This window comes from Acidiphilium sp. MT5, from assembly GCF_054767495.1.
Genome location: NZ_BAABMR010000005.1, coordinates 153388 through 176613 on the forward strand (window position 1 = coordinate 153388; position 23226 = coordinate 176613).

At 61.3% G+C, this 23226-nt stretch carries 22 protein-coding genes; 17 read left to right on the forward strand and 5 right to left on the reverse strand.

Annotated elements, in window-relative coordinates:
- Positions 1 to 2 precede the first annotated feature (2 nt).
- The 4 genes from kdsA to tpiA form a co-directional block, all read right to left on the reverse strand.
- Positions 3 to 857: a 3-deoxy-8-phosphooctulonate synthase gene (gene kdsA, locus ACYUCQ_RS07480; protein ID WP_460253893.1), complete on the reverse strand. Its 855-nt coding sequence runs from the start codon at positions 855 to 857 to the stop codon at positions 3 to 5.
- On the reverse strand, positions 854 to 2485 hold the full coding sequence (locus ACYUCQ_RS07485) for a CTP synthase (RefSeq protein ID WP_460253894.1): 1632 nt from the start codon (positions 2483 to 2485) through the stop codon (positions 854 to 856). The genes kdsA and ACYUCQ_RS07485 overlap by 4 nt, the downstream gene beginning before the upstream one ends.
- Before the next feature lie 76 nt (positions 2486 to 2561).
- Positions 2562 to 2969 (reverse strand): preprotein translocase subunit SecG, encoded by a 408-nt coding sequence (secG, locus tag ACYUCQ_RS07490; RefSeq protein ID WP_460253895.1) that lies wholly within the window; start codon positions 2967 to 2969, stop codon positions 2562 to 2564.
- Between the two features lie 88 nt (positions 2970 to 3057).
- Complete coding sequence (gene tpiA / locus ACYUCQ_RS07495; protein WP_460253896.1) at positions 3058 to 3798, reverse strand: triose-phosphate isomerase; 741 nt, start codon at positions 3796 to 3798, stop codon at positions 3058 to 3060.
- A 160-nt stretch (positions 3799 to 3958) separates the two neighbouring features.
- Between tpiA and ACYUCQ_RS07500 the strand changes: the two genes are divergently transcribed.
- The 17 genes from ACYUCQ_RS07500 to kch all read left to right on the forward strand — a co-directional run bounded on the left by ACYUCQ_RS07500 (position 3959) and on the right by kch (position 21322).
- Entirely contained in the window at positions 3959 to 5845 is a 1887-nt protein-coding gene (locus ACYUCQ_RS07500) for a peptidylprolyl isomerase (protein ID WP_460253897.1), read from the forward strand.
- A 35-nt stretch (positions 5846 to 5880) separates the two neighbouring features.
- Complete coding sequence (gene trpE / locus ACYUCQ_RS07505; RefSeq protein WP_460253898.1) at positions 5881 to 7395, forward strand: anthranilate synthase component I; 1515 nt, start codon at positions 5881 to 5883, stop codon at positions 7393 to 7395.
- Positions 7392 to 9032: a bifunctional anthranilate synthase component II/anthranilate phosphoribosyltransferase gene (locus tag ACYUCQ_RS07510; protein WP_460253899.1), complete on the forward strand. Its 1641-nt coding sequence runs from the start codon at positions 7392 to 7394 to the stop codon at positions 9030 to 9032. The genes trpE and ACYUCQ_RS07510 overlap by 4 nt, the downstream gene beginning before the upstream one ends.
- Positions 9029 to 9835, forward strand: a complete 807-nt coding sequence (gene trpC, locus ACYUCQ_RS07515; RefSeq protein ID WP_460253900.1) for an indole-3-glycerol phosphate synthase TrpC — start codon at positions 9029 to 9031, stop codon at positions 9833 to 9835. The genes ACYUCQ_RS07510 and trpC overlap by 4 nt, the downstream gene beginning before the upstream one ends.
- Complete coding sequence (gene moaC, locus ACYUCQ_RS07520; RefSeq protein WP_460253901.1) at positions 9832 to 10332, forward strand: cyclic pyranopterin monophosphate synthase MoaC; 501 nt, start codon at positions 9832 to 9834, stop codon at positions 10330 to 10332. The genes trpC and moaC overlap by 4 nt, the downstream gene beginning before the upstream one ends.
- Positions 10329 to 11528, forward strand: a complete 1200-nt coding sequence (locus ACYUCQ_RS07525) for a molybdopterin molybdotransferase MoeA (protein WP_460253902.1) — start codon at positions 10329 to 10331, stop codon at positions 11526 to 11528. Before moaC ends, ACYUCQ_RS07525 begins: the two co-directional genes overlap by 4 nt.
- A 26-nt stretch (positions 11529 to 11554) precedes the next feature.
- Positions 11555 to 11743: a YqaE/Pmp3 family membrane protein gene (locus ACYUCQ_RS07530; protein ID WP_460253958.1), complete on the forward strand. Its 189-nt coding sequence runs from the start codon at positions 11555 to 11557 to the stop codon at positions 11741 to 11743.
- Positions 11744 to 11956: 213 nt separating this feature from the next.
- Positions 11957 to 12592 (forward strand): thioredoxin domain-containing protein, encoded by a 636-nt coding sequence (locus ACYUCQ_RS07535; RefSeq protein WP_460253903.1) that lies wholly within the window; start codon positions 11957 to 11959, stop codon positions 12590 to 12592.
- 7 nt (positions 12593 to 12599) lie between these two features.
- A complete protein-coding gene (locus ACYUCQ_RS07540) occupies positions 12600 to 16103 on the forward strand; it encodes a chromosome segregation SMC family protein (RefSeq protein WP_460253904.1) in 3504 nt (1167 codons plus the stop codon).
- 128 nt (positions 16104 to 16231) lie between these two features.
- Positions 16232 to 16579: an AtpZ/AtpI family protein gene (locus ACYUCQ_RS07545; protein WP_460253905.1), complete on the forward strand. Its 348-nt coding sequence runs from the start codon at positions 16232 to 16234 to the stop codon at positions 16577 to 16579.
- Between the two features lie 15 nt (positions 16580 to 16594).
- The gene (locus tag ACYUCQ_RS07550; protein WP_460253906.1) at positions 16595 to 17350 is read left to right on the forward strand and encodes a F0F1 ATP synthase subunit A; all 756 of its coding nucleotides are present in this window, start codon (positions 16595 to 16597) and stop codon (positions 17348 to 17350) included.
- A gap of 62 nt (positions 17351 to 17412) precedes the next feature.
- Entirely contained in the window at positions 17413 to 17640 is a 228-nt protein-coding gene (locus ACYUCQ_RS07555; protein WP_460253959.1) for an ATP synthase subunit C family protein, read from the forward strand.
- Positions 17641 to 17650: 10 nt separating this feature from the next.
- Entirely contained in the window at positions 17651 to 18223 is a 573-nt protein-coding gene (locus ACYUCQ_RS07560; RefSeq protein WP_460253907.1) for a F0F1 ATP synthase subunit B family protein, read from the forward strand.
- A 12-nt stretch (positions 18224 to 18235) separates the two neighbouring features.
- The gene (locus tag ACYUCQ_RS07565) at positions 18236 to 18754 is read left to right on the forward strand and encodes a F0F1 ATP synthase subunit B family protein (RefSeq protein ID WP_460253908.1); all 519 of its coding nucleotides are present in this window, start codon (positions 18236 to 18238) and stop codon (positions 18752 to 18754) included.
- Between the two features lie 120 nt (positions 18755 to 18874).
- Positions 18875 to 19639, forward strand: a complete 765-nt coding sequence (purC, locus tag ACYUCQ_RS07570) for a phosphoribosylaminoimidazolesuccinocarboxamide synthase (protein WP_460253960.1) — start codon at positions 18875 to 18877, stop codon at positions 19637 to 19639.
- 10 nt (positions 19640 to 19649) lie between these two features.
- Positions 19650 to 19889: a phosphoribosylformylglycinamidine synthase subunit PurS gene (purS, locus tag ACYUCQ_RS07575; RefSeq protein ID WP_460253909.1), complete on the forward strand. Its 240-nt coding sequence runs from the start codon at positions 19650 to 19652 to the stop codon at positions 19887 to 19889.
- Between the two features lie 224 nt (positions 19890 to 20113).
- Positions 20114 to 21322, forward strand: a complete 1209-nt coding sequence (kch, locus tag ACYUCQ_RS07580; RefSeq protein ID WP_460253910.1) for a voltage-gated potassium channel protein — start codon at positions 20114 to 20116, stop codon at positions 21320 to 21322.
- A gap of 50 nt (positions 21323 to 21372) precedes the next feature.
- Here kch and ACYUCQ_RS07585 read toward each other — a convergent pair whose 3' ends face one another.
- Complete coding sequence (locus tag ACYUCQ_RS07585; RefSeq protein WP_460253911.1) at positions 21373 to 23217, reverse strand: protein kinase domain-containing protein; 1845 nt, start codon at positions 23215 to 23217, stop codon at positions 21373 to 21375.
- Positions 23218 to 23226 lie beyond the last annotated feature (9 nt).

Here is a 23226-nt window from a genome sequence, read left to right on the forward strand (position 1 = left end):
GATCAAATTTTTGTCAACGCGTCATATCGCTGCAGCTGCGCCAATAAAGCAGGCATATCGCGCAGCGCGATCATGTTTGGCCCATCCGAAGGGGCGTGATCCGGATCGTCATGGCATTCGATGAACAAGCCGGCACACCCAACCGCGAGCGCCGCCCGTGCCAAGGCCGGCACGAATTCGCGCTGCCCGCCGGAGGCGTGGCCCTGCCCGCCGGGCTGCTGCACGGAATGGGTCGCATCGAACACCACCGGATAGCCGGTCTGCGCCATAATCGGCAGGGCGCGAAAATCGCTCACCAACGTATTATAGCCGAAGCTCGCCCCGCGTTCGGTGAGCAGAATCCGCTGATTGCCGGTGCTGGCCAACTTCGCCGCTACCTGGCGCATATCCCAGGGCGCCAGAAACTGGCCCTTTTTCACATTCACCGCCCGCCCGCTTGCGCCGGCCGCGAGCAATAAATCGGTCTGGCGCGACAGAAAGGCCGGAATTTGCAGCACATCAACCGCCTCGGCGACCGGGGCGACTTGCGCCACATCATGCACGTCGGTCAGCACCGGGACATCGAATTTGGCACGAATATCGGCGAGAACCTGTAGCCCCGCCGTCAGACCAAGGCCGCGCCCCGCGGATACCGACGTCCGGTTCGCTTTATCATAGCTCGATTTGAAAATCAGCCCGATACCGAGGGTCGTGGTCATCGCCACCAAGGCGGAGGCGATTTCCATCGCATGCGCCGCACTTTCAATCTGGCACGGGCCGGCAATCAGGGTGAAGGGCCGATCATTGGCCACCAGCAGCGTGCCAATTGAAACAATGCGCGGTACCACGGCTGAAATTGCCGCTGCTTCCTGACTCATACCAACCGCGCCTGCTTCACTGCCGCCTCGATAAACCCGGCAAATAGTGGATGCGGCTCAAACGGTTTGGATTTGAGTTCGGGGTGGTATTGCACCCCGATGAACCAGGGATGATCGGGATATTCAACAACTTCGGGTAAAATCCCGTCTGGCGAGAGGCCGGAAAACCGCAAGCCCGCCGCCTCCAGCGCTGCCCGGAAATGAATATTGACCTCGTATCGATGCCGGTGCCGCTCTTCGACGCTGACCGCGCCGCCATAAACGGCGGAGACCAGACTATCTTCAGCGAGGCTCGCCGCGTAAGCGCCTAATCGCATCGTGCCGCCCAAATCGCCTTGGGCGGCCCGCCGTTCAATCTCGTTGCCGCGCGCCCACTCGGTCAGCAAGCCAACCACCGGCGTCTCGCACGGGCCAAATTCGGTGGAGGATGCGGCGGTCAACCCGGCCAGATTGCGTGCCGCCTCGATCACCGCCATCTGCATGCCAAAGCAAATCCCTAAAAACGGCACGCTGCGCTCACGGGCAAACCGCACCGCCTCGATTTTTCCCTCGGTGCCACGCTCGCCAAAGCCGCCGGGCACCAGAATACCATGCACGCCATCAAGCCGCGCCACCGCGCCGGGTTGTTCGAACACTTCCGAATCGACCCATTCGAGCACCACTTTCACGCGATTCGCGATCCCGCCATGCGCCAGGGCTTCCGCCAGCGATTTATAGCTATCGAGCAGATTGGTGTATTTGCCGACCACGGCGATTTTCACTTCGCCTTCCGGCGCGCGCACCACATCGACAATTTGCCGCCACCGGCTCAAATCGGGCATCTGATCATGCGGCAAAGAGAAATGCCGTAATACTTCGCGATCCATGCCCGCTTCGTGATAGGAAATCGGCACCTGATAAATCGTGGAGACGTCCAAGGCCGGCACCACCGCTTCGGGGCGCACATTGCAAAACAACGCAATTTTGCGCCGCTCGCCATCCGGGATCGGTCGGTCGCAGCGGCAAATCAGCATTTGCGGCTGGATGCCGACATTCAATAATTCCTTGACCGAATGCTGCGTCGGTTTGGTTTTCAGCTCGCCGGCACTCGGAATATAGGGCACCAACGTTAGGTGGACAAACATCGCGGCGTCCGGTCCCAACTCATTGCCCAATTGCCGGATCGCTTCGAGGAACGGCAAACTCTCAATGTCACCGACCGTGCCACCAATCTCGACCAGCACGAAATCCAACCCCTCAGTATCGCGCACAACCACCTGTTTGATCGCGTCGGTAATATGCGGGATCACCTGCACCGTCGCGCCCAAATAATCGCCGCGCCGCTCGCGCGCGATCACTTCGGAATAAATTCGCCCCGTCGTTGCATTGTCGGATTTCGTCGCGTGCACGCCGGTGAACCGCTCATAATGGCCAAGGTCGAGATCGGTCTCGGCGCCATCATCGGTGACGAACACTTCGCCATGCTGATACGGGCTCATCGTTCCCGGATCGACATTCAAATACGGATCAAGCTTTCGCAGCCGAACCCGATAACCCCGTGCTTGCAACAAGGCGCCAAGCGACGCCGAAGCAATGCCTTTACCGAGCGAAGAGACCACGCCGCCGGTGATAAATACAAACCGCGTCATGGACGATTGGCGTAGCACAGCACGACCCGTTCAGGCCAGAACCCCCGGCATCCCCAGACCATCATTTTTGCTCCGATTACGGCGATTTCGTCGCGGGGGCAGCGGGCGCTTTCGGCGCGGCGGGGGCGGTTGGCAACGGCACGGCCATGCCGCTCGGTGCGGGTGCTGCGGGGATCACCGGTTTAGCCCCTGGCAAGGTGAGCGGTGCCTGCGCCGCTGGCGGATGATCGAGTATCGATTCGGCGCCGCTGCCACCGCTATGCTTATAGAGCATGGCGAGCGCGATCGAGAGAATGAAAAACAAGGCCGCCAAAACCGCCGTGGTGCGCGTCAATAATGTCGCGGTGCCGCGCCCGGTCATGAAACTGCCCATGCCCTGGCTGGTCCCCAACCCCAATCCGCCACCCTCGCTGCGCTGGATCAGCACCACGCCGATCAACGCCAAGGTGACAAACACTTGCAGCACAAGCAAAACAGTAATCATCGCAGCCTTCCGAATGACAGGGCGCGCGCATCAAAACGGCCAATTCGGCTTACGCCGTGCGGCCTAGTTTGATCAACGCACGCCGCTCTTACCCCCCTGCCGCCGCCGCCGCAATGGCCAGAAAATCCTCGGCCTTCAAGCTGGCGCCACCCACCAACGCCCCGCCGACTTCCGGCAGCGCCAGAATTGCCTGCGCATTATCCGGCTTGACCGATCCGCCATAGAGAATGCGCATCCCCGCACCCGCATCACCCAATTGGCGCACCAGCGCCGTCCGGATCGCCTCGTGAATTTGCACAATTTCGTCGTCGGTTGGCACTATCCCCGTGCCGATCGCCCAGATTGGTTCATAGGCAATCACCCCGGCGAAGCCCTCCGGCACACTGCCGGCCAATTGCGCGCGCACCACGGTTACCGCCTCGCCCTGGCTGCGCTCCGCGCTCGATTCGCCGACGCAGATGATCGGGGTCAGCCCCGCGCCAATCGCCGCATCGGCCTTGGCGCGCACCTGTGCGTTGGTTTCATGATGATCAAGGCGCCGCTCGGAATGGCCCAAAATCACGTGGCTTGCACCCAATTCCGCCAATAAATCAGCCGAAACATCGCCGGTATGGGCACCTGCGCGCTTCTCGCCACAATTCTGTGCCCCCACCGCGACCCTTTCGCTCCCCAGCATTTCGATCAGTGGGCGCACCAGCGGATCGGGCGGGCAGACCAGCAAATCAACCGCACCCAAGCGAGCGAGGCCCGCCTTCAACCCGCCCGCATACGCCGCCAACGCGCCGAACGTGCCATTCATTTTCCAATTGCCCGCAATCAACTGACGCATTTTTGCTCCCGCTGCGATGATCCCACCGATAAACCACTCATCCCCCAAACTGGCAATCGGGAGGCTGGCAATCGGACCGAAGGCTGGCAATCGGACCGGAGGCTGGCAATCGGGCGCGCTCGTGGTAAACGGAGCGCCTTCAGTCGATCAGGAACAACGCATGCTCTCCACGATACGCCAATTGCTCGATAACTGGATTGTCCGGATTTTCTTCGGAATCCTCATCATCGTGTTCGTGTTCTGGGGAATCGCCAATGTAGTGACCTTGATTGGCTCCAGCACGGCAGTCGCAACCGTCGCGGGCAATGCCGTGCCGCTCGCGCCCATACAGACCGCCTATCAGAACGCCATCAACCGCTACGCCGCCCAATCGGGTGGCAAAGCGCCGTCAGCGACGCTGCGGCGGATTTTTGCCGGTCAAGCGGTGGGCCAAGCGATTGACCGCGCCACCATGGCGCGCGAAGTCAATCGCCTCGGGGTTGCCGCCGCGCCGAATGCGCTGCGCAAAGAGATTTTTGCCATCGCCGCCTTCCAAGGCACCGATGGCAAATTCAGCAAAACCACCTTCAATCAGGTGCTCGCGCAAAACCATATCACGCCCGATCAATTCATGACCGAGCTCGCCAGCAGCATCGATGCCGATCAAGTGGTGCAAGCGGTTGCTGCCGGTGCGGTTGCGCCCCAGCCGCTGGTCAATCAACTCTCGAATTTCCTCGGTCAATCGCGCAGTGCGGCTTATGTCGAGCTGCCCTTTGCCGCCGCAACCGCGCCAAACCCCCCTTCATTGGCGGTGCTACGCCGATTCTGGCGCAACCATCCGGACCGTTTTTCGACGCCCGAACAGCGCACCATTCAGGTCGCCGTGCTGGCCCCGAGCCTGCTGGCGCCGACCCTCACGATCAGCCAATCCGCGATTGCTGCTCAATATCAATCCGACATTGCCCGCTATCAGACGCCAGCCAAGCGTACCGTCGAGATCATCACCGCCGAATCGGCAGAGAGCGCCAAGGCCCTTGCCAGCGCTTGGCGCGGTGGCAAAAACTGGGCTGCAATGAAAGCAGCCGCAAACGCGGCCACAGCAACCGCCGTCACGTTTAAAGATGCACAGCCTGACTCCCTGCCCTCCGGGCGTTTGTCCAAAGCGGTTTTCGCGGCCAGCCCCGATATTGTCACCGGCCCGATCAAAGGCGCGATTGGCACCTATATCTTTAAAGTCACCAAGGCGACGCAAGCCGGTGCCATCCCGCTCGCCCAGGTTGCGGATCAGATCAAAGCCGCGCTGCAATTGCGCGCCGCCCGCGCGAAGATCGACGCGATCATGCCGAAATTGCAAGACGCACTGGCTGGCAACACCCCGCTCGATAAAATGCCGGCTGATCTGCACCTGACCCTGACGACACTCACGCTTGATGCCCAAGGCCGGCAGCCGGATGGCAGCCCGGTCAACATCCCCGGTCCGCCCCCCTTACGCCAGGCCGTGATCAACGCCGCCTTCACCACCCCGCAAGGGGCGGCTCCGTCGTTCCATAAAACGCCCGGCGATAATGATTTCATTCTCAGCGTGAATAAAATCACGCCGCCGCAGCTCAAGCCCTATGACAGCGTAAAGGCCACTGTGCTTGCCGACTGGACCGCGCATCAGCTTGAGCATGCGCAAAATATCGCGGCGACCCAATTGGTCACGGCAGTTAAATCTGGTCAAACGCTCGCCCAAGCCGCCAGTGCGGCGGGCTTGCCGATGACGGTGGTAGGGCCGTTTGGTCGCAGCAAACTGCCCAAACCTCTGCCCAAGCGCCTATTGCCGATTTTGTTTGCGCTCAAGCAAGGCCAGCCAACCATGATCGAGACCCGCATTGGCTTTGTGGTCGCCACGGTCACGGCGATCACGCCGCCTACCGGGCAAGCCGCCAAAAATTTACACACCCAACTCGCCAAAGTGCTTGATAACAGCATGCAAACGGCCATTCTACAGAGCTTTGCCACCGGCCTGCGCCAACGCGATCACGTCAAAATCAACGATAAAATCGTTCATCAGATCAGCTCTTAACCCCGTTACCCGATGCAACACCCTCCGGAGCCACAATGGACGCCGCCACCGCCGATCAACAAAGCGCCTTCGTCACGACCTACACCGCCGGCCCTGGCGCGTTGGTCTGGCGGGTTCTGGCTGCCGATCTGATCACCCCGGTCGCGGCGTTTCTGCGCCTCGCTCACGGCAAACCCTTTTCGCTCCTGCTTGAAAGCGTCGAAGGCGGTGCGGTGCGCGGACGCTACTCGGTCATCGCCTTCGCACCCGACTTGGTCTGGCGCTGCGAGGCAGGAGCGGTCAGCATCAATCGCGATGCGGCGAGCGATCCCGGCGCGTTCGTGGCTGACCCGCGCGATGCGTTCACCAGTCTGCGCGCTCTGATCGCGGAAACCCGGCTGACCTTGCCTGAACATCTTCCGCCAATGACCGGCGGGCTGGTCGGGTATCTGGGCTATGACATGGTCCGGCTGATGGAAGAGCTTCCGGCCACCAACCCCGATACGCTGGGCATTCCCGATGCGGTGCTGATGCGCCCGGGGCTGTTTGCGATTTTCGATTCGGTGAAGGATGAGATCACGCTCGCCGCACCCGCTTGGCAGCGCCCCGGCCTATCCGCCCAACACGCCTATCAGTCAGCCCTCGCCCGGATCGACGCTGCCCAAGCGGCGCTTGATCAACCAACCCCGCATTTGCTCGGCTCGACAGAAGCCGCAGGCCCGCCACGCTCGAACATGACCGAGCAAGAATTTAAATCGATGGTGCAGCGCGGGCGTGACTATATCGCGGCGGGCGATATTTTTCAGGTGGTGGCCAGCCAGCGTTTCGCCCTGGACTATACCGCGCCACCCTTTGCTTTTTACCGCAGTTTGCGGCGGATCAACCCGGCGCCCTTTCTGTTTTTCCTTGATTTCGGCCATTATCAAGCGGTTGGCTCCAGTCCGGAAATCCTGGTGCGGTTGCGCGATGGCACCATCACCATCCGCCCGCTCGCGGGCACCCGCAAACGCGGTGCTGACCGCGCCGAAGACGAAGCCTTGGAAACGGAGTTGCTCGAAGACCCCAAAGAGCGCGCCGAGCATTTGATGTTGCTTGATCTCGCGCGCAACGATGTTGGCCGGGTTGCTAAAATCGGCTCGGTCACCGTGACGGAGAGCTTCGCGATTGAGCGGTTTTCCCATGTGATGCATATTTCCTCGACCGTCGAGGGCAAAATCCGCGACGATGCCGACGCGCTCGATGCGCTAATCGCGGGTTTTCCCGCCGGCACGCTCTCCGGCGCGCCCAAAGTTCGGGCCATGGAGATCATCGAGGAATTTGAACCTTCGCGCCGGGGCTTATATGGCGGCTGCATCGGCTATTTCGCCGCCAACGGCACAATGGATACGTGCATTGCCTTGCGCACCGCCCTGATCAAAGATCAAACGCTCTATGTGCAATCGGGCGTCGGCATCGTTGCCGATTCTGACCCTGACGCCGAATATGCCGAAAGCCTGCAAAAAGCCCGCGCTTTGTTTCGTGCCGCTGAAGACGTGGCCCAATATGTCAGCGCGAACCGGAGCACGCCATGATCCTGATTATTGATAATTATGACAGTTTTACCTTCAATCTCGTGCATTTTTTCGGCGATCTCGGTGTTGATTGCCTGGTTCGGCGCAATGATAAAATCACGCCTGAAGAAGTCCTTGCGCTCCGCCCGGAAGCCATTGTGCTCTCGCCTGGCCCCTGCACGCCCAATGAGGCCGGTATTTGCCTTGACCTGATCGGCGCTGCCGCCGGCAAAATCCCGATCCTTGGTGTCTGTCTGGGTCATCAAGCGATCGGCCAGGCGTTCGGCGGCAAGGTGATCCGCGCGCCGCAACCGATGCACGGCAAAATGGCGGCCATCCGCCATCAAGGCAGCGATCTGTTCGCCGGCGTGCCGGATGGGTTCGAGGCGACCCGCTATCATTCACTGATCGTTGAGCGCGAGACCCTACCTGCCGCGCTGATCCCCACCGCCTTCACCGAAGACGGCCTGATCATGGGGCTGCGCCATCGCGATTTGCCGATTTTCGGTGTGCAATTTCACCCCGAAAGCATCGCTACCGCCCATGGCCACACGCTGCTGCGCAACTTCCTGGCCCTCGTGCGGGGCCGCAATCAGGGCAATATCGAAATCTTGGCCGATTTGAAGCCAGTGCTGGATCGCCTGGCGCGCGGCGACAAGCTGAGTGAAGAACTCGCCGAAGCGGCGTTCGGCGCGATCATCGATGGTAAATCCAACGATGCACAAATTGCCGGCATGCTGCTCGCGATGCGCGTGCGCGGCGAAACCACCGCCGAACTTACCGGCGCGGTGCGGGCCATGCGCGAACGCATGCGCGCGATCGCGGCGCCGCCCGATGCCATCGATGTTTGTGGCACTGGCGGCGATGGGGTTGGCACTCTCAACATCTCCACCGCCGTCACCTTCGTGCTGGCGGGCCTTGATGTGCCGGTTGCCAAACATGGCAATCGGGCTTTGTCCTCGCGCGCTGGTGCAGCGGATGTGCTCACCGCCTTAGGCGTTGTGGCTGAACCCCCGTTTGAACGCCTCTCGGCGATTCTCGCCGAGGCAGGCTGCGTTTTTCTCTACGCGCCGCGCCATCATGCCGGGTTGCGCCACGCCGCCGCCGCCCGCATCGCGCTGGGCACCCGCACGATTTTCAATCTGCTCGGCCCGCTCGCCAATCCAGCCTCGGTGCGCCGACAGCTGATTGGCGTTTACGATCCGAGCTGGGCCCGCCCGATGGCCGAAACCCTTGCCCAAACCGGCACGCTGCGTGCCATGATCGTGCATGGCCAAGGGCTGGACGAACTCACTTTGGCCGGGCCGAGCGAGATCACCGCCCTCGATAACGGCGCCATTACCAGCTTCACCATCACCCCCGAGCAAGCTGGTCTCACCCGCGCCCCGCTCACCGCGCTGATCGGCGGCGATGCCACCCATAACGCCGGCAAACTCAGCGCGTTGCTCGATGGTGAACACAGCGCCTATCGCGACGCCGTGATCCTCAACGCCGCTGCAGCGCTGATCGTTGCTGGGCGCACCGAGGATTTTCGCGATGCCGCGCGTATGGCCGCGAGCAGCATCGATCAAGGTGCCGCCCGCGCCGCCCTTGATCGGCTGCGCCGCGCCAGTGCCGGCGCGCTGACCAAACCCAATTTTTCGGAACCCGCCCGATGAGCGCATCGACCGACATCCTCGCCCGCATCTGCGCCAATACCCGCGCCGAAATCGCCCAGCGCAGCGCGAGCCAACCGCTTGAGGAGCTGAAAGCCCGCGTTGCCGATGCCCCGCGCCCGCGCGGCTTCGCCCGCGCCTTGATGGATGCCGCAGCGGCGGGACGCACCGGCCTGATCGCCGAAATCAAAAAAGCCTCACCCTCGGCGGGGCTGATCCGCGCTGATTTCGATCCTGCCGCCATTGCCCGCGCGTATCGCGACGCCGGCGCGGCCTGCCTCTCGGTGCTAACCGACACCAGTTATTTCCAAGGTACCAACACCCATCTGCAAGATGCGCGCGATGCAGTCGATCTGCCAATTTTGCGCAAGGATTTTATCCTCACCGAGTGGCAAATCTACGAAAGTCGCGCCATCGGCGCTGACTGCATCCTGCTGATCATGGCCGCCCTGACCGATGACGAGGCCCGCCGCTTCGAGGAACTCGCGACCGGGCTTGATATGAATGTGCTGGTCGAAATCCACGACCAATCCGAGCTTGACCGCGCATTGGGCCTGCAAGCGCGATTAATCGGGATTAATAATCGCGATCTGAAAACTATGGTCACCGATATCGGACTGTCCGAACGCCTGGCCCCGCAAATTCCGCCCGAACGCTTTGTGGTGGGCGAAAGCGGTATCCGCTCCTATGCCGATATCCAACGGCTGCAAGCCGCCGGTGTCCAAGGAGTGCTGGTCGGCGAAAGCCTGATGCGCCAGCCTGATATCAAGGAAGCGACGCAAGCCCTGCTTGGCCTCGCTCCATGAGCGAAACACCCAGCCTCACCCATCCAAACCTGACCCATATCGATGAAACGGGTGCCGCCCGCATGGTCGATGTCGGCGCGAAACCCGCAACCATGCGCGAGGCGCGTGCCGCCTGCCGCATCATCATGCAACCCGGCACGCTGGCGCTGATTCTGGCCGGCACCGCGAAAAAAGGCGATGTGCTGGCCACGGCCCGCATCGCCGGGATCATGGCGGCCAAACGCACCGCCGACTTGATCCCGCTTTGCCACCCGCTCGCCCTTTCCGCCGTCACCATCGATCTGATGCCCGATCCTGCGCTGCCGGGGGTGCAGATCGCGGCCATGGTCCGCACCACCGGCCCAACGGGCGTAGAGATGGAAGCCCTCACCGCCGCCTCGGTTGCCGCCCTCACCCTCTATGACATGGTCAAGGCGGTGGATCGCGCGATGCGGATCGATGATCTGCGCGTGACCCATAAATCCGGCGGCAAATCCGGCGAGTTTTCCGCGCCATGATCTCCATTGAGGAAGCCCGCGCGCGCACCCTCGCTGCGCTGCGACCCACCCATCCCGAAATCGTGCCGCTCAGTGCGGCGTCAGGCCGGGTGCTCGCCGCGCCAATCCGCGCCCGTCTTAACCAACCACCGCATGATCTCTCCGCGATGGATGGGTTCGCGCTCCGCGCCGCCGATGCCGGCAAAACGCTCGAAATCATTGGCGAGGCGCCAGCGGGCCACCCGTTCGCAGGCGCGCTCCGGCCCGGCGAGACGATCAGGCTCTATACCGGTAGCGTCCTGCCCGCAGGGGCTGATTGTGTGATCATCCAGGAAAATGCCGAGATCACCGGCAATCAAGTCCGCTTTCACGCGGATGCCAAACCGGGTCAGAATATCCGCCGCCAGGGCCAGGATTTTGCCCTGGATGATGATTTGCTGGCACCCGGCATCCGCCTCACCCCGCGCGCCATCGGCCTCGCCGCCGCTGCCAATCACCCTTGGCTCAGCGTGCATCGCAAGCCCATCATCGCCATCCTCGCCACCGGCGATGAAATTGCACTCCCCGGCACCCCAATCCCACCCGGCGGCATCATCAGCTCCAACGCCCATGCCCTCGCTGCCTTCATCCACAACCATGGTGCCACACCGCTGATCCTGCCGATCGCTGCCGATAACCGCGAAGCCATCGCGCAAGCCGCCGCCAGCGCTGGCCATGCGGACCTCCTGCTCACCACCGGCGGTGCCAGCGTCGGCGCCCATGACCTGGTGCGCGATGCCCTGGCCGATGAAGGGCTGGTGCAAAATTTCTGGACCATTGCGATGCGCCCCGGCAAACCCTTGATGTTCGGCCAGCTCGGCACCCTGCCCGTGCTCGGGCTGCCCGGCAACCCGGTCTCCGCCCTGGTTTGCGCCCTGCTGTTCGCAGGCCCCGCCATCCAATATCTCTCCGGCCTACCCGGTGATCCGCCCGTGCGCGAACCGGCTCGCTGCACCGTTTCGCTCCCCGCCAATGACCGCCGTGCCGATCATCTGCGCGCCACCCTCGCCCGCGACGCAGATGGGACCTGGCAAGTCACCCCATTCGCCGCCCAAGATTCCGCCATGCTGCGCCGCCTCACCAATGCCGACGCCCTTTTGCTCCGCGCGCCCCACGCCCCCGCGAGCGAGGCCGGGGCTCTGGTCGATATCATCAATTTGCGCCATAATGGCCTATAACGCCTCTTAATCGGAACTTGATCGCCATGCGCCTGCTCCTCGCCCTGCTGCTCCCCTGGCTGCAATTTTTCACCATTGGCCGCCCAATCGCCGGGATCATCTGCCTGATCCTGCAAATCACCCTGATCGGCTGGATCCCCGCCGCCATCTGGTCGGTCTACGCACTCAGCCAATACAAAACCGACCAAAAAATCAGCCGCGCCCTCGGCCAGTAACGCCTCGCTGGCGTTCCGGCGCGAGAACTCATGGCCCATCCACCTTAGAAACTGACCAATCACGACACGCTGCCCAAGCATTATCGCGCAAGGGTGACGAGGTGATGCCTCGCCGTCGTCACAATCGGCGGCTATAATCGGCGTAAGACGGGATCGCCGATTGCGGTCCCGTCACCGTATGGTGTAACGATATCACAATATATAGGGGTCCACATGCTGATTTCGCGCCGTAACACACTAGCTCTAGTCGGTGCTGCTGCACTCGCGCCAACACTTGGCCGCGCCGCCGACACGATTAACCCGTTCGGTATCCGAGCCATCGGTAATCCGCATGCCAAATTGAAAATCATTGAATATTTTTCGATGGGTTGCCCGCATTGCGCGGAATTTGCCACTCATGCTCTCCCGAAAATCATTGCCGCTTATGTAAAAACTGGAAAATTATATTATGTTTTTAGAGATTTTCCGCTCGATAGTGTATCGGTTATGGCCGCTGCCGTGGCCCGGTCGCTCCCAGAGAGCCGCTATGTGGCGTTCAATGATATGTTGTTTTCCCACCAATATGAGTGGGCCTATGATCCCAAACTGAAGACACTGCCGGAGTATCAGGACGCCTTGTTCAAATTCGCGGCCCTCGCCGGCATGGATCGGGCCAGCTTCAACGCGGCGGTGTCTAGTGTGCCGTTGCAGAAATTCATCATTGGTGAACGCAAGCATGCTGAAAAAGTCTATAAGGTTGATGGAACACCCACTTTCATATTCAGGGGCAAAAACTTTCCCCAAAAAGGCAAAAAACATACGGGCGCCGTTGATTTTCAACAATTTTCTTCACTGATCGGGGAGGCATAGGGCTGCATTGACCGCGCGCCTATCGCATCTGCGGATCGCTGGTTTCAAAAGTTTCGCCGAACCGGCGATGCTGGAGATTCTGCCCGGTCTGACCGGGATTATCGGGCCGAATGGCTGCGGTAAATCCAATATCGTGGATGCGTTACGCTGGGCGATGGGCGAGGCGAGTGCGAAATCGCTGCGGGGCGGCGAGATGGATGACGTGATTTTCGCGGGCACGGCCACACGCCCGGCGCGTAATCTCGCGGAGGTGACACTCGGTTTGGCCGATGCGGCGGGCACCGCACCGGCGCCGTTTCAGGATGCGGATTCGATCGAGGTCTCCCGGCGGATCGAGCGTGGATCGGGCAGCACATACCGGCTGAACGGGCGGGAATTGCGGGCGCGCGACGTGGCGACGATGTTCGCCGATTTAGGGTCCGGGGCGCGCAGTGCCGGCATTATCAGTCAGAGCCGGGTGAGCGCGTTGATTGAGGCCCGACCTGAGGATCGGCGCGGGATTTTGGAAGAGGCGGCTGGCGTCGCCGGTTTGCATGCACGCCGGCACGAGGCGGAGCTGAAACTACGCGCCGCCGAGCAAAATTTGGCGCGGGCCGAGGAGTTACGCGGCGAATCGGAAATTCGGCTGGAGGCGCTGCGCAAGCAGGCACGGCAGGCGGCGCGCTATCGCATCCTATCGGGCGCCATTCGCGATGCCGAACTGGAATCCACCGCCATTGAACGGGCTTTGGCGGAAGCCAACCGTGCCAAGGCGCATGAGGCGGTGCAGCAGGCCCGGACCGATGACGCCGCGTTGCGCCAGCAGGCGCGCGAAGCGGCGCAGGCGGCGGAGGGTGCCGATGCGGCACTAGCCCCGCTCCGCACGCGTGAAGCCGAACATCGAACCGCCCTCGAACGGGCACGGATTGGCGCCGAGCAGGCCGAGGCAAGCATGCGGGCGGCGGCGGCGGCCCAGGCTGAGATCGGCCAGCGGATGACCCAAATCGAGCGCGATTTGGAGCACGCCCAGCGGATTGGTCAGGATGCTGATGCCGCGATCCAGCGGTTGCGCAGTGAGATCGCGCTGTTGGATCAGCGTTTGCACGACGCGCCGGCGGCGATTGCCGCGGCTGAGGCGGCGTTGGCGGCGTCACTGCCCGCGTTGTCGGATGCGGAATCGAGCGTCGAGGCGGCGGCGGCCAATCTGGCCGGGCATAAGGCGGCGGCGGATGCCGCACAGCTTGCGTTCAATGCCGCACAGGAGCGGGCGAACCGCGCTGCCAGCCGCGCCCGTGACGCGGTCCGGGCGCATGAACAAGCGCTCGCCACGCTGATCCCGGCTGAACAATTGCAAGCGGCACGCGATCACGCGGTTGCTGCCGAGGCGACGCGGGAAGCCGCCGAAGTAGCGCTGGACGCAGCGCGCCAACGCGCCGAGGCCAGTGAAGCGGCGCGCGAAGCGGCCTCGCAGCAATTCGATGCGGCGCGCCGCGCCGCGACCGAGGCCGAGGCCGCACTCTCGCGCATCACCGCCGAGCGTGATGGGTTGGTCGCGATGTTGGCGCAAAAATTTGGCCGAGACAGCGCGCCGGTGCTCGACCAAATCAACGTCGCCGAAGGGTTGGAGACGGCTTTGGGCGCAGCCTTGCCCGCAGAATTATCAGCCGGGCTTGATCCGCAGGCGCCGCGTTTTTGGCGGGCTTTGCCGCTCCATAAACCGCGTGAGGGTGGGCTGGAGACGCTGAGCCGGTATGTATCCGCGCCCCCTGCCCTTGCCCGCGCATTCGATCATATTTTGCTGCTCCCCGAGGGGGCTGACGGCGCTTCGCTCCAAGAAATGCTGCAGCCGGGCGAGATTTTGGTGGGGCGCGATGGAGCCTTATGGCGCTGGGATGGCTACACGATGCGCGCCGGCGCGCCGAGCGACGTCGCAACTCGGCTGGCGCAACGGAACCGGCTGGCGAAACTCAAGCGCGACCATGCTGCGTGTGCGCAAGCCGCAGAATCGGCCAAGGCCGCGCGCGAGGCCGCCAGCGTGCAAGAGCGAACGGCGCGTGATGAGGAAGCCGCTGCCCGTATGGCGCGCCGGGAAGCGGAACAGCGCGTTGATCGGGCGCGCAGTGATGCCACCACCAAACTCGCCCAGGCCAATCGGATCGAGGCGGAAGCCGAACGTTTGGCGGCCCGCGTTGCGCCGTTGAGCGAGACGCGGGAGCGTTTTTCCCAAGAGAGCGCCGAAGCTGAGGCAGCCTTGCAGGCGGCCCAAGTGGCGCTGAGCGCGACGGGGGCGAGCGAGCCATTGCGTGCGGCCCTTGATCAGGCGCGCGCGGCGGCCAGTGCGGCGCGCGTTGCAGAACAATCAGCGCGCAACGCGTTGACGCAGGCCCGTGATGAGGCGGAACGCGCTCGGTTGCGTCATGCGCAACTCGCCAATGAGGCACCGCAATGGGCCGAGCGCGCCCGCGATGCGGCGGCACGCATGGTTGATTTGCAGGCGCGCCTGCGAGAAGCCATGCAGCAGCGCGATCATTTGGCCCAAGCCCAGTCCGGCGCAGAAGCGCGCACAGACGCCGAGGCCGCTCTTACCCAAGCACGCGCCGCGCATGCAGAGGCTGCGTCAGACCTAGCCGCGGCGGAACGGACCGCGCGCGATCGGCAAGCGCAGGCGGCAGCGGCGGCAGCGGCGGAAGCTGCCGGTGCCGAGCGGCTGAATGCGGCGTTGGCCCGTGCCACCGAAGCGGATCACGCGTGGGGCAGCGTTGAGGAGCGGATTATCGGTCGGCTTGGGGCTAACCCTGCTTTGCCGGTGGTGATCGACCCGAGTCCCGAATCGGCTGAGCGCGCCCGGCGGCGTTTTGAGCGGCTGAGCCGTGAGCGCGAGGATATGGGGCCGGTGAATTTACGTGCCGAGCAAGATGCTTTGGAAATCGAGACCGAAATTGACCGGATTGATCGGGAACGGGGCGAAATCGCTGAGGCTATTGCCAAGCTGCGCGGCTCGATTGGGCATTTGAACCGCGAAGGGCGCGAGCGCCTCCGCGAAAAATTCGTGGAAATCGATCGGCATTTTCAGGCGTTGTTCCAGCGGATGTTTGGTGGCGGGCGCGCGCATCTGTCGCTGGTTGGCTCGGAAGACGCGCTGGAAGCGGGACTTGAGATTTTCGCCGAACCGCCGGGCAAGCGGCCAGCCACCTTGTCGTTGCTGTCGGGCGGCGAGCAGGCGCTGACCGCTTTATCGCTGATTTTTGCGGCGTTTCGCTGCAACCCGGCGCCAGTTGCGGTGCTTGATGAGGTGGACGCGCCGTTGGACGACGCCAATGTCGAACGGTTTTGCTTGTTGCTGCGCGATGTGGAACGCGAAACCGGCACGCGGTTTTTGGTGGTCACCCATCATCATTTGACCATGGCGCGGATGGATCGGCTCTATGGCGTGACGATGCAGGAACGCGGCATTTCGCGTTTGCTCTCGGTTGACCTGACGGCGGCGATTGAGCTGGCGGACGCGCCACGGGCATCGATTGCGGCGGAATAGGGCGCTTTTTGATCGAATCATATTGATTTCGGCGCATATAATTTCATCGCGAGTGCGTGAGCGCATTGACTTCGCACGCAGCGCTCGGTAGCAAACGGCCGCGGCGGTTGTGCAGCAATTGAGGGCGCATGGATCAGGACCATCGGAAGCGTGATGATCGCGCGGGTGATTCCTTTGACCAGCGACTAGAGGCTGCGCGGCTTCGTGCCGGCGTTAAGCAGGATGATGATCCGCAAGGGCATCAAGGGTCTGGCCAGAGTTCTGGGCCTAATCCGTTCAGCTTGGCGATGCGGATGGGGTCTGAGATGGTTGCGGCTATGGCGATTGCGGTGGCAATTGGCTACGGGCTGGACCGGTTATTCGGAACCAAGCCGTTACTGATGATTATTTTCGTGCCGATTGGCGCGGCGGCAGGGATCGTGAATGTGATCAGATCGGCGGGAACGTCGCGTCAAGATCAGTCTGGAAAAGAGTAAAGGGAAGGATTGCAGGTGGCGGGATTGGCTAAAATTGACGCGCTAGGGCAGTTTCATTTGATGCCGGGTATGGGCGCGATGGGACATATGACCGGCTTTGCCAATTCGAACCAAATGATGGTGGTTGCGGTCCTGTTGATTCTGTTCACCTTCGCGATGGCTTTGCGGCAAGCGGCGGTAGTGCCGGGCCGGATGCAGAACATCGCTGAAATGACCTATGAATTTGTTCATCACATGGTGATCGACACGGCAGGTCCGGAAGGCAAGAAATTCTTCCCCTTCGTGTTCACCCTGTTTTCCTTTATTTTGGTTGGTAATTTGCTGGGGTTGTTTCCCTATTTCTATGCGTTTACCAGCCAAATTGCGGTCACCGCCTCGCTCGCGCTGTTCGTGTTCGTGCTCACCACGGCGGTCGGTTTTTGGTATCATGGTTTGAAGTTTTTCAAACTTTTCGCGCCGCCTGGCATGCCGGTTTGGCTGCTGCCGCTGCTGATCCCGATTGAGGTGATCTCGTATTTGTCTCGCCCGATTTCACATTCGGTCCGACTATTCGCCAACATTACGGCAGGCCATGTGATTTGGGAGGTTTTTGCCGGGTTCATGCTGATGCTGGCCGGCAGCTTCGGCGCGGCCGGGATTGTTGCCGCGATTGTGCCGCTTGGGTTCAATATTGCCATCACCGGGTTGGAATTATTGGTGGCAGCCTTGCAGGCCTATGTGTTTGCGATCCTGACATGCTTGTATCTCCACGACGCGATTTACTTGCACTGAGGTTTTGGCGCGTTTTTTCGTTATCTTGCTCTGTTTTCTCTTGAAAGGAACTCTCCATGGTTATCGATACTGCCCTGCTTGCGCGTGACATTGGTGCTGGCCTTGCGACCATTGGCGTTGCTGGTTCGGGCGTGGGTATTGGCAATTTGTTTGGTGCCTTCGTCTCGGCCTCGGGCCGCAACCCGGCGGCGCGTGATCGGCTGTTCCGCGATGTGTTGCTGGGCTTTGCCTTGACCGAGGCGATTGCGTTGTTCGCACTGATCATCGCGTTCTTGATCTTGTTCGCCTAAGTCGTTGCGGATGAAAGTGCGCCTCCTTTCCAGCCCGACAACGCTGGGGCTTTTGCTCCTGACTTTGCCGGTGCGCGGCTACGCGGCCAATAAAATGCCGCAGCTCGATTTCGCCAATCCACTCACCACCTCGCAGTTGGTGTGGATGGCGGTGATTTTGGTCATCCTCTATTTGGCCTTGTCACGCTGGGCGTTGCCGCGCGTTGGTCAAGTTCTGGAAGATCGGGCCAAGCGAATCGAGACGGATTTGGCGGTGGCGAAGCAAGCGCGTGACGCTGCTGAACAAGCCGTGGAAGCGTTGAACCGGGCGATCAAGGCCGCGCGCGATGCGAGCCAAGCAACAATTGCCGAGGCCGTCGCCAAGGCGAAAGCCGAGGCGCGGGCGCATGCCGACGCGCAGAATGCACGATTAATGGCTCAAATCGCGCAATCGGAAGCCGCCATCGAGCAATCGCGGGCGGCAGCGATGGCAAGCTTACCCTCTGTTGCCGAGGATGTTGCCAACGCGCTGGTGCAACGGCTGACCGGTGCGCCTGCGGATCGCGCATTGCTGGGTCGCGCACTCGCGCAGGCGCAGGGATAAAGGGACGGCGCAATGGAATATGCTGATTTTCACGGCGTTTTTTGGGAAAAGGGCGCGTTCTGGGTCACCGTCGCGGTGGTCATTTTCGCGGTCGTTTTCGGGCGCAAAATTATCGGTGCCATTGTCAGCATGCTCGATCAACGTAGCGCTGCGATCGCGGCTGCGTTGCAGGAGGCGGCCAATTTGCGCACCGAGGCGGAGGCGATGCTGAAGGACGCAGAGCGCCGCCGCGCCGAGGCCGAGGCTCGTGCGCAGGCCATGATAGCTGCCGCTGCGCATGAGGCCGAACATATGGCCGCCGAATTTATGAAAGACGCTGAATTGCAAGCCAAACGGCGCGAACGCATGGCGCTTGATCGGATTGCGGCGGCGGAAGCCTCGGCGGTGGCTGAATTGCGGGCGCGGGCGACCGATTTGGCGGTGCGGGCCACCGAGATCTCGCTCCGCGAAACGGTCGATGCGGAGCATGATCGCGCCATGATTGATCAAGCAATTTCGGGCCTGCCCACCGCGTTTCGCCGCAGCGCCTGAGGCGCGGGCGAGCAGCGCCGATGCGCGGATGGCATGGCGCATCCCGCACCAAACCGGTATAGCCGAACTATGAATAAGCGCGGCACCCCTGCCCCGCTTTCATTAATCCACGAGGTCACCATGGCACGGCGCCGTCAACTCTATGAAGGTAAAGCGAAAATTCTGTTCGAGGGTCCGGAGCCGGGCACACTTGTGCAGTATTTCAAAGATGACGCGACCGCATTTAATGCGCAAAAGAAGGGGACCATCACCGGCAAGGGGGTGCTCAATAACCGGATTAGCGAGTTTTTGATGCAACGCATCGCCGAAATCGGGGTGCCGACCCATTTCGTGCGCCGGCTGAATATGCGCGAGCAACTGATCCGCGAAGTGGAAATCATTCCCATTGAGGTGGTGGTGCGCAATATCGCGGCGGGTAGCCTCGCAACCCGGCTTGGCATTGCCGAGGGCACCCGATTACCGCGCAGCATCGTTGAATATTACTACAAGAATGACGCGCTGAATGATCCGATAGTCTCAGAAGAGCATATCAGCGCCTTTGGCTGGGCCAGCGCGCAAGACATGGATGATATCGTCCATATGACGCTGCGGATTAATGATTTTCTGACAGGATTATTTCTGGGTGTGGGTATCAGCCTGGTTGATTTCAAAGTCGAGTTTGGTCGGCTTTGGGAAGGCGAGGAAATGCGGATTGTCCTCGCGGACGAGATTAGCCCCGATAATTGCCGGTTATGGGACACGAAAACCAACGAAAAAATGGATAAGGATCGGTTCCGGCGTGATTTGGGTAAGGTTGAAGAGGCCTATCAGGAAGTCGCCAAGCGGCTGGGAATTCTGCCCGAGGCCGGCGTGCGCGACTTGAAGGGGCCGGAGATGATGCAGTGAGGAAGGCGCGATGAAGCTGATTGTCACGGTGATGCTCAAAGACGGCGTGCTGGACCCGCAGGGCAAAGCGATTGGGCATGCGCTTGAAGGACTTGGATTTGCCGGTCTTGGCGAGGTGCGGGTCGGCAAGGTGATTACGCTCGATATCGCCGAGACCGACCCTGAGCGCGCCCGTGCGCAAGGCGAGGCGATGGCGCGCAAACTCCTGGCCAACACCGTGATCGAACGGTTTGAAATCGCGCTTGGCTAGATCAATATCGATTTCGGTCGGATCGATAGATTCGCGCTGAACCTCTGAAATTGATCGACAAACAAAGGCTGGAGCGTGATCGGTGACCAGCAATCACGCGCGAGCGATCGATAGCGGTTGCAGCCGCGGGCCCCATTGCCCATGTTTTCTGACATGAGCCAGGACATGTTCGTCGGTATCGTTTGGTGATCACGCGTCTGTCAGCCAATGTGCGTGATGGGCGCATGCGCGTCATACGTCTGCGCAATCGGTTGTACCGACAAGTGCGGATGGATATTTGGTTTCCGCAGGTGCCGCTCGCGCTGGCCGTGGGTGGCGCCGGGGCGTTCGCCCTGCTGCCGACGATCCGGCATTTTGCGGCCCAGTATCTGCATCTGCATCTGGCAAAATTATTTGACGCGCTACACCCTATTTCTGGGGCCATCCCCGCACTGATCCTGTCCGGCGTCCCGAGTGCGGTTGTTGGGCTTCTGCAGGTGTTGATCGCGCTCGGATTGCTGGGCCGCTCGCGCATTGCCTGGCTCTCGGCGATCGGCATGACCCTGTCGCAGTTGGTGCTGGCCGTGCATAATGGTGGCGCGATCATCACCAACCAATCGCTCTATGTGATTGTGTTGCTGTGTTTTTTGGTGGTGTTTCGCCGCAGCTTTCAGCGATCATCGCTGGCTGCCAGCACCTTATTCGCTCTTGCCTCGGTTATTGTGCTGCTGATTTATGGGGTGCTGGGCGCATTCTTGCTGGGCGCTGGGTTTTCACCGCCGATCACGACCTTGCCCGAAGCACTTTATTTTGAAATAGAAACGATGTCGACGGTGGGATACGGCGATATCGTGCCGCATAGCTTGGATGCACGATTTTTTGTGATTTCGCTGATCGTCCTGGGTCTGACCGTTTTCGCAACGGCGTTAACGGCGGTGCTCGGGCCGGTGCTGCAAAATCAGATTACCCGCACTCTTGGTGAACGGAAACGAAAAATGCCCCATGTCAATCATTTCATCATCGCGGGCGATGGCGTGCTCGCGCGCAATACCGCGCGCGAACTGCGCAATCGCGGTGAGCCGGTGGTCGCGATTATTGAGGTTGAGAGCAGCCTCTATGGCGATGCCGAGATTATTCTCGGCGACGCCACTGATCTTGAGACGTTGCGCGCCGCAGGGGCAACGGTCGCGAAGGCAATCCTGGCTTTGTCCGATGATGATTCGGAAAACGCGTTTGTCATTCTCGCTGCGCGCGAGCTTGGCACCGAGGCGAAGCTGGTGGCCGCCGTCAGCTCGCGCAAAAATATCGACCGCGTGCGCCGGGTGCATCCGGACATGATCTTTGCGGCACCTGTGTTTGGCAGCGAATTCCTGGCCATGGCGCTGACCGAGCAAAAAATCGACGGCGAGTGGCTGATCAGCCGGATGCTCGATGCCAATCAAGCCACGAGCTAAGAATTTAACGTGGGGAAGCGATATGCGTGGGCGCGATCAACTCAACCACATTACGGATTGTTGCCAGTCGCATTTTTCGCCGCCGTATTGACCAAGGTTGCGCCAACCGTGATGCCGTGGTCATCGAGCATTTGATCGAGGGCCGAATTCAGGGCGGTGGCGAAATGGTGCACCGGCTCCTCGGCGGGCCGGGCGAAGGGAAAAATCTGCTGCGCGCTGGCGATCACCAGCACCATATCGGTGCCATAGGGGGGGCCGACATGGCCGAGGGGTAGCGTGCTGGTGTTGGGCGCTATGAACGGCGCGAGCGTCTTTGGTGGCGGCAGATGATAGACAGTGCCATTACTCGAGACGTAATCAATTTCCAGAAATTTGGTGTACGCAGGCAATGACAGGCGGAGCGTGATCGCCTGCCCCTTGGTGAGCAGAGCGGCACCGCTCGCCAGCGCGACATGGGCTTGCTCAGACGGCGGCAAGATCGTGGCTTTGTATAAATTCACAGTGGTCAATAACGCGCAGTAAGGTCCATCGAAGCGTGCGACATTGTCCTGCGCGGGCATCGGGATTGTAGGAAGCCCCGCATAAATCGCGGCGGCTTGCCGGGTCGAGGCGATGCCGTTCAGTGTCACTCGATCATCGGCAATGGTGGCATGAACCACCGAGCACGTGGCTGGCGCCACTAATTCCTCGATCTTCGCCTTGGTCATCGTTTTTAACATCATCGCCTTACCGGCGGACGAGATTGCAGGAGCCTGAGTAGGGGAAGACGCTTGAGAAACGGGCGGCGGCGCCTGTGGATGCGCGGGCGCGGGCACGGGCGGGGGCGGTGGTTGGAGCAAGAAGAAAGCCACGACGCCGAGCGCCAGCACAGCAGCAGCACCGCCGCCGATCAAGACCATCCGCTTACTGGAGGGGCTTGGCGCCGAGGAAGCTGGCGGGTCTGGCGGGCGCACCGCGCTGGCGGAGGAGGTGGTGGCCGCCGATGCCGGGCGCGTCAGATTACTGGCGATCATCGTCGCGTCAGAATAGTCCTCAAACCCACCAACCGGTGCAAGCGGCACTTGGGGTCGTGCGGCAACCGGTTCCATCGCCTGCTTGATCGCGTCACTGAACGCGCTAGCAGAATCAAATCGATCTTCAGGCCGTTTCGCCATGGCTTTCGCAACAACCGCATCCAGCGCCGCCGGCACCGCAATGGACAAGGCCGATGGAGCTGGCGGCTCAGTGTTGAGCACCTTATGCATCACCGAGGTCACGCTGCCTTCGAATGGTTTTTCCCCGGTCAATAATTGGTACATTAACACGCCGCACGAATATAAATCGGTGCGCGCATCGACCGTTTGCCCCATAAATTGCTCGGGCGACATGTAGGACGGGGTGCCGATCATGGTGCCAGCCTGGGTCATGCTCGAGCTCTCGATACGAGCAACCCCGAAATCGGCAAGTTTGATCTGACCATTATCGGTCATCATCACATTGGCGGGCTTGATATCGCGATGAATCACGCCGTTCGCATGGCTGTATGCGAGACCGTTGAGCAGTTCGGTCATGATCCGCGCGACATCAGGCACGGTGAAGCGATCACCGCGATCCAGAAACGATTTCAGCGTCGCGCCGGAGACAAATTCCATCACGATGTAAGCGACGCCATCAGCCTCGCCAGTATCGAAAACCCCCACGATGTTTGGGTGGCTCAGCCGTCCCGCCGCCTGCGCTTCGCGCTGAAACCGCGCAAGATCCTCATGGGCCTCAACATCGTCTGGATCGGGAACGCGCACCGTCTTGATCGCGACGCGGCGGGCAATGATCGGGTCATACCCCTCATAGACAACGCCCATGGCCCCGCGTCCGAGCGTGCGCTTGATCTCGTATTTGCCTAGCCGTTCCAAATCCATCGCCACAGG